The 13,919-nt window shown below is 37.8% G+C and carries 13 protein-coding genes; 8 read left to right on the forward strand and 5 right to left on the reverse strand.

The features are described 5' to 3' along the window. The first annotated feature begins 3 nt into the window (after window positions 1-3). From A1704_RS04120 to nhaA, 6 genes are all read left to right on the forward strand, one after another. Window positions 4-363 (forward strand): response regulator transcription factor, encoded by a 360-nt coding sequence (locus A1704_RS04120; RefSeq protein WP_062670716.1) that lies wholly within the window; start codon window positions 4-6, stop codon window positions 361-363. A 98-nt stretch (window positions 364-461) separates the two neighbouring features. After that, window positions 462-2,348 (forward strand): AMP-binding protein, encoded by a 1,887-nt coding sequence (locus A1704_RS04125; protein ID WP_062670718.1) that lies wholly within the window; start codon window positions 462-464, stop codon window positions 2,346-2,348. 30 nt (window positions 2,349-2,378) lie between these two features. Beyond that, a complete protein-coding gene (acs, locus tag A1704_RS04130; protein ID WP_262486808.1) occupies window positions 2,379-4,316 on the forward strand; it encodes an acetate--CoA ligase in 1,938 nt (645 codons plus the stop codon). A gap of 257 nt (window positions 4,317-4,573) precedes the next feature. Then, window positions 4,574-4,939, forward strand: coding sequence for a hypothetical protein (locus A1704_RS04135; protein ID WP_062670722.1), 366 nt, complete (start codon window positions 4,574-4,576; stop codon window positions 4,937-4,939). A gap of 109 nt (window positions 4,940-5,048) precedes the next feature. Next, complete coding sequence (locus A1704_RS04140) at window positions 5,049-7,259, forward strand: RelA/SpoT family protein (RefSeq protein ID WP_062670724.1); 2,211 nt, start codon at window positions 5,049-5,051, stop codon at window positions 7,257-7,259. A gap of 2 nt (window positions 7,260-7,261) precedes the next feature. Further along, window positions 7,262-8,440 (forward strand): Na+/H+ antiporter NhaA, encoded by a 1,179-nt coding sequence (gene nhaA / locus A1704_RS04145; protein ID WP_062670726.1) that lies wholly within the window; start codon window positions 7,262-7,264, stop codon window positions 8,438-8,440. On the opposite strand, the gene A1704_RS04150 is transcribed toward nhaA, so the two are convergent. After that, window positions 8,437-9,450 (reverse strand): YihY/virulence factor BrkB family protein, encoded by a 1,014-nt coding sequence (locus A1704_RS04150; RefSeq protein WP_062670728.1) that lies wholly within the window; start codon window positions 9,448-9,450, stop codon window positions 8,437-8,439. The genes nhaA and A1704_RS04150 overlap by 4 nt on opposite strands. A 229-nt stretch (window positions 9,451-9,679) precedes the next feature. On the opposite strand from A1704_RS04150, the gene rlmH reads away from it, so the two are divergent. Beyond that, on the forward strand, window positions 9,680-10,153 hold the full coding sequence (rlmH, locus tag A1704_RS04155) for a 23S rRNA (pseudouridine(1915)-N(3))-methyltransferase RlmH (protein WP_062670730.1): 474 nt from the start codon (window positions 9,680-9,682) through the stop codon (window positions 10,151-10,153). Window positions 10,154-10,311: 158 nt separating this feature from the next. Here the strand turns inward: rlmH and A1704_RS04160 are convergent, their stop codons facing one another. The 4 genes from A1704_RS04160 to A1704_RS04175 form a co-directional block, all read right to left on the reverse strand. Beyond that, window positions 10,312-10,764 (reverse strand): tRNA (cytidine(34)-2'-O)-methyltransferase, encoded by a 453-nt coding sequence (locus A1704_RS04160; protein WP_062670732.1) that lies wholly within the window; start codon window positions 10,762-10,764, stop codon window positions 10,312-10,314. A gap of 79 nt (window positions 10,765-10,843) precedes the next feature. Continuing rightward, window positions 10,844-11,656: a tetratricopeptide repeat protein gene (locus tag A1704_RS04165; protein ID WP_062670734.1), complete on the reverse strand. Its 813-nt coding sequence runs from the start codon at window positions 11,654-11,656 to the stop codon at window positions 10,844-10,846. After that, a complete protein-coding gene (locus A1704_RS04170) occupies window positions 11,653-12,219 on the reverse strand; it encodes a phosphatase PAP2 family protein (protein ID WP_062670736.1) in 567 nt (188 codons plus the stop codon). Before A1704_RS04170 ends, A1704_RS04165 begins: the two co-directional genes overlap by 4 nt. A 2-nt stretch (window positions 12,220-12,221) precedes the next feature. Then, entirely contained in the window at window positions 12,222-12,563 is a 342-nt protein-coding gene (locus A1704_RS04175; protein WP_034696279.1) for a Sec-independent protein translocase subunit TatA/TatB, read from the reverse strand. A 361-nt stretch (window positions 12,564-12,924) separates the two neighbouring features. Here A1704_RS04175 and A1704_RS04180 point away from each other — a divergent pair, with 361 nt between their 5' ends. Further along, complete coding sequence (locus A1704_RS04180) at window positions 12,925-13,872, forward strand: hypothetical protein (protein ID WP_062670738.1); 948 nt, start codon at window positions 12,925-12,927, stop codon at window positions 13,870-13,872. Window positions 13,873-13,919 lie beyond the last annotated feature (47 nt).

The raw sequence follows: 13,919 nt of genomic DNA on the forward strand, positions 1-13,919 counted from the left end.
CTTATGAGAAAGATAATCATTGCGGATGACGAACACAAAATATTGATGTCGTTGGAATACAGTTTTAAGAAAAACGGATATGATGTTTATATTGCCCGTGACGGAATGGAAGTCCTTGACTTTCTGAAAACCATGGTTCCGGATGTGATTCTTCTAGATATCATGATGCCGAATCTTGATGGCTACAGCACCCTGGATCTTATTAAACAGGATGAAAAACTGAAAGACACCAAAGTGATCTTTCTAAGTGCTAAAAATAACCCAAGAGATATTGAAAGAGGATTGGAAATGGGCGCAGATGCCTATGTAACCAAACCTTATTCAATAAAAAAACTGATGCAACAAATTGAGGAGATGTTCTAAGAGATTGCTTCGCCTGCGGCTCGCAATGATACGACTACTTATCCTTGTCAAGATTTAAAACCTTGACAAGGATAAAAAACTAACACACAACTAATGATATGAATACAGATACCTTATTTAAACAAAGCATAGAAAACAAAGAAGACTTCTGGAAGGAACAGGCCGGGAAAATACAATGGTTTGAATTTCCGCAGCAGATTCTTTCCAATGGTGAAAACGATTACCCACAGTGGTTTTCTGATGGGAAGCTCAATATGTGTTACTTATGTATTGACAGACACATTGAAGACGGCTTCGGAGATCAGGTTGCGATCGTTTATGATTCTCCTGTAACCCATCAGAAGAAAACCTACACATTTCATCAGGCAAAAGAGGAAATAGCAAAACTGGCAGGAGGATTGGTTTCTTTAAGGTTAAAAAAAGGAGACACAGCCGTTATTTATATGCCTATGATTCCGCAGACACTTTTTGCCATGCTGGCATGCGCAAGAATCGGGGTGATTCACAATGTGGTTTTCGGAGGCTTTGCTCCTCATGAGCTTGTTGTCAGAATTGATGACTGCAAACCGAAAGTTTTAATCACAGCCACGGCCGGTGTCGAAATTGCAAAGAGAATCCCTTATCTGCCACTGGTAGAAAAAGCAATTGAGCTGGCTCAGGACAAAGTAGACAATATTGTTGTATACAACAGAAAACTCGTTGATAATAAGGATGAGATGTTTGAAGGTCTTATTGATTATGAAGAACTGGTAGAAAAATCAGCTTCTGCGGACTGCGTTTCTGTAGAATCCACTCATCCGCTTTACCTGCTTTACACCTCAGGAACTACCGGAAAACCTAAAGGGATCGTTCGTGATACAGGAGGTTATGCCACGGCATTACAATTCTCAATGACTTATGTCTATGGTGTTGAGCCGGGAGAAACGTATTGGGCTGCTTCAGACTTCGGATGGGCGGTTGGCCATAGTTTTTCTGTGTACGGACCCTTAATCAATAGAAACACGACTGTTATTTTTGAAGGAAAACCCATCATGACTCCTGATGCAGGAACTTTCTGGAGAATTATCTCAGAATATAAAGTTTCGGTAATGTTTACGGCCCCTACTGCTATCAGAGCTATTAAAAAAGAAGATCCGAACGGAGAACTGGTAAAAAAATACGATCTAACCCATTTTAAAAAACAGTTTCTCGCTGGTGAAAGATGCGATGTTGCCACTTTGGACTGGTTTGCAGAACATATTGGTGTTCCGGCAATAGACCATTGGTGGCAGACAGAATCCGGCTGGCCAATGCTGGGGTTGTTGACTCATGATGAAAATTATCAGATCAAAAGAGCATCTGCAGGAAAGTCTGTTCCGGGATATGATATTAAAATATTTGATGAAAACGGTTACGAACTCAATCCGCATCATGAAGGTTATCTGGTGATCAAACTTCCCCTCCCACCTGGCGCCATGCTTGGAATATGGAAAGACTACGCCCGTTTTGAAAGCAGTTATCTGTCTCAGTATAAAGGGTATTATTTTTCGGGAGACGGTGCTATTCAGGATGAAGACGGTTATATTTTCATCACAGGAAGAGTGGATGATGTGATTAATGTAGCAGGACACAGGCTTTCGACCTCCGAAATGGAAGAAATTGTTTCCTCACATCCTGATGTTGCCGAATGCGCTGTTGTAGGCATTGATGATGATTTAAAAGGACAGGTTCCTTTTGCCACGGTGGTGTTGAAAAACGGCTCGGCGATTTCTGAAGAAGATATTGAAAAAGACATCGTTCAGATGGTTCGCAACAAAATCGGAGCAGTTGCTTTTTTAAAAAACGTAATGGTTGTCAAACGTTTACCCAAGACGAGATCCGGAAAAATTTTAAGAAAGCTGATCCGGACACTGCTGGACGGTAAAGATTTTCAGATTCCATCCACTATTGATGATGAAAAAATCATTGAGGAAATCCAGGAAAAAATCCAGGTTTATAGAGCTTAAACGGGAAATTAAACATAAATTTAAAATATAATAAATTCAAATTTCAAAAACGAAAGGGATATGAGAAATTACTTAATAGAAGATTTACCACAATATTTTGAAGACTATAAGAAGTCTATCAAAAATCCTAAAAAATTCTGGGATAAAGTTGCAGATCAAAACTTCGTGTGGTATCAGAGATGGAGCAAGGTTGTTAAGTACGACATGAATGAAGCGAAGATCACCTGGTTTAAAAATGCGAAACTCAATATTACCAAAAACTGTCTCGACAGACATCTTACCATAAGAGGGGAAAAAACAGCAATCATCTGGGAACCCAACGATCCTAAGGAAGAAGCACAGCATATTTCTTACAACGAATTATACACCCGGGTGAATAAAACGGCCAATGTTTTGCGCGATATGGGTATTGAAAAAGGAGATAGGGTCTGCATTTATCTTCCTATGATTCCTGAACTGGCTGTTACGATGCTTGCCTGTGCAAAACTGGGAGCTGTTCATTCTGTTATTTTTGCAGGATTCTCAGCTTCAGCAGTGGCTTCAAGGGTCAATGACTGTGAAGCAAAAATGGTTATCACATCAGATGGAAGCTACAGAGGTAATAAAGTTCTGGATCTGAAAAGCATTGTAGACGATGCGCTGGAAAAAACGCCGACCGTGGAGAAAGTTCTTGTTGTAAAAAGAACCCACAACGAAATTAAAATGAAAGAAGGAAGAGATTACTGGATGGCCGATCTGTATGAAAAAGCTTCTCCTGATTTCGTTACTGTCATTATGGATTCTGAAGATCCTCTTTTTATTTTATATACTTCCGGATCTACAGGAAAACCCAAAGGAATGCTGCACACCTGCGCCGGGTATATGGTGTACACCGCATATACTTTTAAAAATGTATTCAACTATAAAGAAAATGATATTTACTGGTGTACGGCAGATATCGGATGGATCACCGGACACTCCTATATTCTTTACGGGCCGCTGTTGAACGGCGCTACTACAGTGATCTTTGAAGGCGTTCCTACTTATCCCGAACCGGATCGTTTCTGGGAAGTGATTGAAAAACACAAGATCACTCAGTTTTATACGGCACCTACTGCAATCCGTTCCTTAGCAAAAGAAAGTACGGAATGGGTAGACAAACATGATCTGAGTTCTCTGAAAGTCATTGGCTCAGTAGGTGAACCTATCAATGATGAAGCATGGCACTGGTTCAATGACCATGTCGGAAAGAAAAAATGTCCGATTGTAGATACATGGTGGCAAACGGAAACAGGAGGAATCATGATTTCACCGCTTCCTTTTGTAACGCCTACAAAACCTACTTACGCTACCCTTCCTTTACCAGGTGTACAACCTGTTCTGATGGATGATAAGCGCAATGAAATCACAGGAAATCAGGTGACAGGAAATCTTTGTATCCGTTTTCCATGGCCCGGAATCGCAAGAACCATCTGGGGTGACCATCAGAGATATAAAGAAACTTATTTTACAGCTTTCCCTGGAAAATATTTTACAGGAGACGGAGCTTTGAGGGATGAAGTGGGCTATTACAGAATTACCGGGCGTGTAGATGATGTAATTATCGTTTCAGGGCATAATCTTGGGACAGCACCTATTGAAGACAGCATCAACCAGCATCCGGCTGTTGCAGAATCCGCCATTGTAGGTTACCCTCATGACATCAAAGGAAATGCGCTGTATGGCTATGTAATGCTTAAAGAAACCGGAGAAGGACGTGATAAGGAAAATCTTAAAAAGGAAATCAATCAGTTAATTTCGGATCAGATCGGACCCATTGCGAAACTGGATAAAATACAGTTCGTTTCCGGGCTTCCGAAAACCCGTTCCGGAAAGATCATGCGTAGAATTCTGAGAAAAATTGCAGAGGGTGACTTCAGTAATTTCGGAGACATCAGTACACTTTTAAATCCTGAAATTGTAGAGGAAATTAAAAACGAAAGAATTTAAATTTAATCAATTTTTTAACCAATAGAAGCCCTGGAAGTTATTTTCAGGGCTTTTTATTTTAGAACAAGGAAATTATCAGGAGATGGAAACGAATATTATCCAATTGTTAAAATTAAACACCCGTTCAATAATTATTCTTAAATATTACCTATATCTATTGAAAACCAAATATTAATTAACAAATTATATTGACTCAAATGCAATGATAATCAGAAAATTATTACTAACTTTAATGGGAACTTTAAAACCAATTAACTATGTCACATATATTAGCTGGAGTATTTGGTCATCACAGCGACTACAAAAAACTGGAAAGTGATCTGGAAAATTCAGGATTCGGAACTTCAGATTACATTGTATACCTTAATGATGGTTCCGGTAATTCCCAATATTTGGCAAGTGTTACCGTTAATGATCTTACTCAGATTGACCTTGCACGGAATGCATTTGTTCAGAATGCAGCATTGAAATCCTACTTATTTGAAAATATGAACATCAATGAAACCAATTACGATACCATCAAAAGGTATATTGATGCAAGAAACAGAGCTGAAATCCACAGCAGCCCTGATATTAAAATCAAAACATCAAGTGACGGTATGAATTCTGAAGTCAAATTCTAATCGATATAAAATCTAATAGCCGAAGATCCGTAGTGTATACTGCGGATCTTTTATGTTTGAAAAAACTAAAAAATTTCGTATTTTCGTCTAATTATAGGCATGTGCACAAATGAGCTACGATTTAGAACAAGAGAATAAAGAGATCCTTGCCAGATATAAGGACCTGATCTCTAATACATACAGAACATTGGATGAGGAAAATAATAAGCTCATCCGAAAGGCATTCGATATCGCGCTGGATGCCCACAAGGATCAAAGGAGAAAATCCGGAGAACCTTACATCTACCACCCTATTGCTGTTGCTAAAATTGTAGCAACAGAGATTGGTCTGGGTGCTACTTCTATTGCCTGTGCACTTCTGCACGATGTGATTGAAGATTCTGATTATACCTACGAAGATCTGAAAAAAATCTTTGGTGAGAAGATTGCAAATATCGTGAATGGACTGACGAAAATTTCCATCATGAACCATCAGAATATCTCTGTACAGTCTGAAAACTACAGAAAACTCTTACTGACATTATCTGAGGATTTCAGGGTGATTCTGATTAAAATTGCAGACCGTCTCCATAATATGAGGACGCTGGAAAGCATGGCTCCGGACAAGCAGAAAAAAATTGCTTCGGAAACGGTTTACATCTATGCTCCAATGGCTCACCGTCTTGGATTGTATAATATCAAATCCGAGCTGGAAGATCTTTCTTTAAAGTATAATAATCCCGAAGTCTATAACGAGATCACGGAGAAGTTGGAACTGGCCAAGGAAAGCCGTGAAAGGTATATTGAAGAATTTAAAAAAGAAGTATCTGAAAGACTTCATGAAGAAGGCTTAAACTTTAAAATCAAAGGCCGCGCGAAAGCTATTTCTTCCATCTACAGAAAAATGCTGAAACAGGGAGTTTCCTTTGAAGAGGTTTTTGATAACTATGCGATCAGAATTATTTATAAATCGGATGCAAAAAATGAAAAATTTCTGGCGTGGAAGATCTACTCTATCGTTACGGATGTATACCACAGTAACCCTTCCAGAATGCGTGACTGGATTACCCAGCCCCGTTCTACAGGATATGAAAGTTTACATTTAACGGTTTTAGGCCCTGATAAAAAGTGGATTGAAGTACAGATCCGTTCGGAAAGAATGGATGAAATTGCTGAGAAAGGAGTTGCTGCACACTATAAATACAAAGAAGGTTACAAACAGAGTTCTGATGACAGAAATTTTGAAAAATGGGTAACCGAGATCCGTGAAGTACTGGAACAGCAGCAGAATCTTTCCACCTCGGAGCTTCTGGATAACATTAAGCTTAACTTATATTCCAAAGAAGTATTTGTCTTTACGCCAAAAGGAGAAATTAAAATCCTTCCGACCAATGCTACCGCTCTGGATTTTGCCTTCTCTGTTCACTCCGATCTGGGAATGAAATGCTTAGGTGCCAAGATCAATGGAAAACTGGTTCCTATTTCCTACATCCTTCAAAACGGAGATCAGGTAGATATTCTTTCGTCACAGAATCAGAAGCCTAAATCTGACTGGCTGGAATTCGTAGTAACATCGAAAGCCAAATCTAAGATTAAAAGTTATCTGAACTCTCAGAAAAACCAATTGGTGGAAGAAGGAAAAGAAATTCTGCAGAGAAAACTTCGTCATGCGAAAATTAATTTTAATGATGAAGAAATTAATAAACTGCAAAAGTTCTTTAATTTAAAATCATCTCAGGAGCTCTTCCTTAAATTCCAAAGTAATGAACTGGATGTAAGCAGCCTGAGAAAATATATAGAAAGTAAAAACGTATTCAACAATTTACTTTCAAGATTCAGAAAATCGCCTAATAAAAGTCAGCATTTCGAGGATCTGAAAGAGGAAAACCTTGACATGATTGTCTTTGGGAAGGACGAAGAGAAGCTTAACTATACGTATGCAAAATGCTGTACCGTAATTCCGGGAGACAAAATTTTCGGATTCATCACGATTTCAGACGGAATCAAAGTGCATAGTGACAACTGCCCGAATGCCATCAATCTGAGAGCTCAGTACGATTATCGTGTTATTCCGGCCAAGTGGGTGAATGCAGAAAGCTTCAAAAACAGAGTAAAAATTGAAATTGAAGGACTTGACAGAATGGGTATGATTAATGATATCACCACTGTCATCAGTGGAAGTATGGGGATGGATATGAAAAGTATGTCTATTGAATCCAACAATGGTGTTTTCACAGGAAATATCAACCTCGAAGTCAAAAATAAAGGTCAGTTAGAAGAGACCTTTAAAAAACTTAAAAATATTAATGGTGTTTCCAGAGTGAGACGAGTACAATCGTAAACATGAATTTATCTCTTTATTTTAAAAAATTTTTCAACAACAGTCAGTCCTCAGGAATTATTCTTATTTTCTGTGTACTTATTTCATTGCTTATTGCCAATTCGTCTGCTGCAGAGAACTTTCAGCATTTTTTAGACCAGGAAGTAGGAACTCATCTTTTTGGGTTGGAATATCCTGTCAGCATCTGGATCAATGACGGATTAATGGCGGTTTTCTTCCTTCTGGTAGGCCTTGAAATAAAACGTGAACTTGTAGAGGGTGAACTTTCATCCTTTAAAAATGCCTCCCTTCCTATTTTTGCTGCGGTAGGAGGAATGCTTGTCCCTGCAGTAATCTACAGCATTTTCAATACAGGAACGGAATACAGCAATGGTTGGGGAATTCCTATGGCAACCGATATTGCATTTTCTCTGGCTATCATTTCGATGTTAGGTAAAAAAATTCCTAATTCTATCAAGATATTTTTAGCGGCATTAGCTATTGTAGATGACCTGGGAGCGATCCTCGTGATTGCGATTTTCTATACGGAGCAAATCCACTGGAGCTATCTTCTCCTATCTTTTGGAGTGACTGCCCTACTTTTTATTTTAAACTTTTTAAAAGTAACCAAAACAATATTGTACATCATTCCGGGACTATTTTTATGGTATTTCCTTCATCATTCCGGAATTCATGCAACCATAGCAGGTGTTTTGCTTGCATTTTCCATTCCTACCAATGCTTCTAATGTAGAAATTTCACCTCTGGAAAAACTGGAGCATCAGCTTCATATTCCGGTAAGTTTTCTGATCATGCCGATATTTGCTTTAACAAATACCAATATCACTTTTTCCAGTGAAATGGTGGAAGGAGTTACAAGCACATTAGGACTGGGAATTATCTGTGGATTGGTATTGGGTAAACTGATCGGGATCAATCTGTTTTCATTGATTGCTATTAAATTAAAACTAAGTTCACTGCCTCAAAACAGCAACTGGCTTCAGATGATTGGTGTAGGATTGCTGGCCGGAATCGGGTTTACCATGTCTATTTTTATTGCATTGCTTTCCTTCAAAGGAGAAATTCCGATTCAGGATGAAGCGAAGTTTGCCATCCTGATTGCGTCTTTTATCGCTGCCATTGCAGGATTTACCATACTTAGCGTAAGCTCAAAAGAAAACCCTGAACTGGAAGAGAATTAATCTTTCTTCCGGTTCTCCAATTTTCTTTTATGTTCCTCATCACTATCAAAGTCAGGTTCAGTAATCTGGGTGTGATATCCTGAAGCTTCCTTCTCAATCTCATCAGACAACAGCTTTTCTATTCTGAGTTTTCGGATCGCCATATTCAGCTCATTTCCGAATAAAAGGAGATATACATTGACATTCACCCAAACCATCAGCAGAATCATGCTTCCTATAGACCCGTAAAGAACGTTATATCGGGCTATATCTTTTACATAAATAGCAAAAATATACGTTGTAACCACAAATAATACTGTAGTCAGAATAGCTCCAGGAACCGCTTGTCGGAATCTTGTAATCTTCACAGTACCCAGCCAGTAAAATAAGGTCAGAAGTATAAAGTAAAAAAGCGGGAAAGAAACAAACCCGATAATCTTGGAAAGGTTGTCTACAAGCCATGTTACATCATAAGCCGGAGTAAAAAGCTTCATTACAACCTCTGCGTAATACACTCCAAACAGTGTTAAAAAAACGATGGTAATAAAGCCTATCGTGATAAAAAATGAAAGAATAAACTCTTTTACATCACTTAATTTTTCATCTGTATTTTCATTAAAACCATTAATTAGGGAAAATGTACCATTGGTCGCAAAAATAAGAGCCAGAAGAATGGTCAGGTTACTGATTCCTTTCATATTCGGAATGATATTGCTTACAATGTATCCTTTCACGTCTCCTTCCATGTTGGAAGGGAAAACATTATGCATCAGTACATCAAAAATATAAAACTGAAGCTCATCATATAGCGGCATATGAGGCAGAACAGAAAGCAAAAACAGAATAAACGGAAAGAGACTTATGGTAAAACTCCAAGAAATAGCAGCCGCTTTTCTTCCAATTTTTCCTTTAAAAATCCCGGAGATATAGATCTGAAACATCTGCCAAAGCGATATTCCTAAAACAGGAATATGGATGCTGTCAAAAAACTCTTGAATCTTTAAAATAAATTTAGGAACCTTTACACTCATCGATCTGTTTGTCTTTATACAAAGGTAGGGGAATTAAATTAAATAGGGAAAAGATATAAGGTGATAGGTGGCAGGAATTAGATAACAGGTCGCTGATGTTGGGTAGCAGGGATTAAGGGAGAATTTGAGAGTGGGAGGACTTTAGAGTGTAAACTAAAAAACTTACAACCAAAAAACCAGCAACAAATTAACTGCGAAACCCTATCTTTGCCATCTGAAAATTCTTGCAATGCGAATCAGTTTACTTTGTATCGGTAAAACAGATGATAAGGAAATTACCTCTTTAATCAATTATTATCTCAACCGTTTACCCAAACACTGGAATTTTGAAATTACAGAAATTCCGGATGTAAAAAATGCCAAAAACCTATCTCCTGATCTTCTTAAAAAGGAAGAAGCCAAGTTATTCTTAAACCATATTGATAAAAACGATCTGGTAGTGATTCTTGATGAAAAAGGAAAACAGTTTACCAGCCGGGAGTTTTCTCAGAAAATTGATACCTGGATGAATTCCTCCGTAAAGAAAATACATATTCTGATTGGAGGAGCTTATGGCTTTTCTGAAGAGATCTACAGTAGAGCGAATGAAAAAATGTCTTTATCGAAAATGACTTTTACCCACCAAATGATCCGTCTGTTTATTGTAGAACAGCTTTACCGTGCGGACCAGATTCTACAGGGAAAACCTTATCATAACGATTAAAAAAAGAGGCTCCCGAGAATGTCATTCTGACGAAAGAAGAATCTCACCAATACAATTTATGAGATTCTTCACTCCATTTCTGAGCTACGTTCGCAGCCTTTCAGTCTGTGTTCAGAATGACAAAAGCCAAATAATTTGACTTTTGAGACAACTTATCTCTATTTCAGACTGATCTGTCTCTTTGCTTCTCCTACCACAAAAGCAACAGAATTAGCAATATTAAAGCTCCTGATGAGTTTCGACATAGGAATGGTAAGATGATTTTCAAACAGGTCCAGGACCTCTTTACTCAGTCCCACACTCTCCTTTCCGAAAACCAACCAATCTCCATCCTGAAAGTCCGTTTCAAGGTATGATTTTTCGGCATGTGAACTCATTAAAAATACTCGTGATACATCAGGAATTACTTTAATCCATTCTTTTACATCTGCATATTCAGAAACATCGAGATGTACCCAATAATCCAACCCGGAACGCTTCAGGTTTTTATCATTAATTACAAATCCAAACGGATGAATCAGGTGTAATCTGCTTTCAGTTCCTACACATAATCTTCCAATATTTCCAGTATTATTAGGTATTTCGGGTTCTACAAGAACAATATTCAACATCTTTCTATCTCTTTTCGTTTTTTGTATGGACTTTTTAGTATGGATTTATTTAAATGATTTGGGTAGAGTGTTTTTTAATTTATTTCTTTACACATTTAGCATAAGAATCAGTCAGGACTGCTTTTTCATAGCCTAAAGCAACTGCTTTATCCAGATTTTCACAAGCTTCCTTAATTTTGGATGTGTCCATGAGAATCATAGCCTTGCTCACATAAGATTGGGCAAATTTCGGGTCTATGGAAATTGCTCTGTTGGCATCTGTAAGAGCTTCTTTATATTTTTTCATTTTAAAATAGACGTCTGCTCTTCCATTATAAAGCAGTGATTCCGGTTTTTCAGAAAGAAGTTTATTATAATCTTTTAAAGCTCCGTCCAGGTCACCATTATTTTTTTTCAGATTGGCCAGTCCTGTTTTTGCAAAAAGATTGTCAGGAGCAAAAGTCAGAATCTGATTAAGGTCTTTGATCGCCAGGTCTTTTTTTCCCTGACTGTCATAAATTTTGGAACGTGTAAGATACAGATCCGGAGTTTCAGCATTTACCTGAAGTCCTTTTTCTATATATTCCAGGGCTTTTACTTTATTTCCTTTCTGACTGTAAAGCGACGAAAGATTGACGTATACAGAAACCGACAGTGGATTTGCTTTCAGGGCAGAATCGTAGGATTTAAAAGCCTGCGTCGTTTTTCCAAGCCTTCTCTGAGCTGTTCCGAGATAATCGTAATATTCTGATTGAAATTTTTGGATCTGTTCTTTTTCTGCCAATTTTAAATACTGCTCTTCTGCACATTTATAATCAGCTTTTTGAAAACATTCTTCAGCCAGTTTTTTATCCTGGGCATAGAAATTTAAAGAAAAACAGAGGGAAATTACTACTAGTAAAGTTTTTTTCATGAAGTTATAGTTTGTTTGTTGATCACTTTTTTGGCGAGTGCACCAAATATCACTCCCAATAAAGATCCAACAAACGCCCCCACCAAAATATCTATCGGGAAATGCACTCCTAAATATATACGGCTGTAGGAAACCACTATAGCCCATACAAATATAGCATATGGAAACCATTTAAGCTTATTTTTTAATAAAATACTTAAAAAGGATGCCAAAAAGAATGTATTGGAAGCATGAGCAGAATAAAATCCAAACTGTCCACCACATTTCACAATTCTCATGTGATGCTCTAAAGTAGGATCATGACACGGTCTGAGCCTTGCCACACCATATTTGAACACACTGGCTAACTGATCAGAAACCGTTGCTCCAATAGCCAAAAATATAAGGATAAAAACTAATGATCTTAGTTTGTGGTTTTTATATAAAAAATAAAGAAATATAATATAAAGAGGCACCCAGATCCAGGTACTGGAAATCAGCATCCAAAACTGGTCGAAAGATGAATCGCCCAAATTATTAAGGTAAAGAAATACCTTCTTATCTTCCTGAATGATTTCCTCCATACTTATCTGCTTACAGGTCCTTCGTAAGTCTCATCATCTGCAGGCTTCGGTTTTGGAGGCTCATTGGAAGCAACAGAAGAAGGTTCCGTCAGAATATCTTTCTGAATATCATTCATCGGGTTGAAATCCTTTGCAGCATCTTTTACCTTCTCAATCTCACGTTTGATTTCAGAAACAGGATTATCTGTTTCCTTCATGATTTCAGTTTTGATATCTTCTACTGCTCCACGCATCTTTCTAACGCCTGCACCTAAGTCACGCGCAATCTGGGGCAGCTTATCCGGACCGAATAATACAACGATTGCAATGGCAATGAGTGCCATTTCTCCAATGCTTAATTCCATGGTGTAAAATTACGAAAGATTATTGCATTTATAGACTGTAAACTAAAAATTTAAACAAATTTTAAGATTTTATAATGAAGTTCAGGATTCAAGGTTTAAGGTTTAAGGTTTTTAGACGGGTTGCGGGTTTTGAGATTACTTTTTTACGTGGGGCGAGTTGCTCTTTCTTTTTATTACTGTTTACCCACAAACTTTAAACTAAGAACCTTGAACCCTAAAACTCTCCCACTCTCAAACTTAGCTAGCTAACATCTGCAACCTACAAACCCGACATATCAATTAACAAATATTTAATTCAAAATAGCGAGAATTAAGCAACAATTATGTATATTTATAATGCACAACCAAACAAATATTAATTATGAAAAAACTAGTGACTACTTTTAAAGTTTTCGCCGTGTTATCGGTAATGGCACTCTACAGCTGCCAGAATGAAAACAATGAAATGAACCAACAGGAAGCTGTTCAGGCTAAGACAACCATCGATGAGCTGAAAAAAGAAATTACTCCTTCGTCTTCTCAACTTATTCCAGAAGCAGTACAGCTTCAACTGAATGAATCCACCAAAAATCTCGAAACGTATTTAAAAAATGATTTACAGATTGTGGGAGTGGCTGTATTGGGAAAAATTTCAACCCAACAAGGGGTAGAACTGTCTAAAAAACTGATTACGGATAAAGATCAGTTCATTGCTTCCGGAAATATTTTGGATCCATCCTCTGTAAAAATCGGAAAAATTGGAGATTTATATCATGGTGAGGATTTAACAATCGCCCAACAAGGATTAAAAGAAGCCATCACCGGAGAAGTAAAAGCGGGCACCCAGGTTATGGAAGTAACATGGAACGGCAAAAACGGAAAATTTACCACCCTATGTTTTTATGGAGATTCAGGGATTATCTGGGACAATATCTTCGGAGGACTTGTGATGATGGATACCCGAGGAAATTCAGAAACATCTGACAGAGAAGCTTCAAAAGTAGCTTCTACATGGTATAAACAGTGGTGGACAGCCAATTGGCTTTGGGGTTCTAAACGAGGTGAAGCCGGATATAAGATTACCATTTATTATTCAGGATCCACCGTTTCCAATGCAGATGTAAGTGATTGGGGCTATATAAGCTTAGGGAAAGCAAAAAGCGAAAGTAAAATAACTAAAAAGACAGGAGCTTACGGGCAATGTCGCTATGCACTGGGGCTTTGTACACCAACAGGTTCTTTAAGCTTTAACTCCACTAATTTCTCTGTATCATTCTCCGGATTAGGCAGCAATATTGTAAGTAACGGGACAAAATCCCTTTATCCATAGTTATTTTCATAAAAATCAGATTTTAATCAAAACGGGAAGCTCACTGA

This window comes from Chryseobacterium cucumeris (genome assembly GCF_001593385.1).
GTDB classification, from domain to species: domain Bacteria; phylum Bacteroidota; class Bacteroidia; order Flavobacteriales; family Weeksellaceae; genus Chryseobacterium; species Chryseobacterium cucumeris.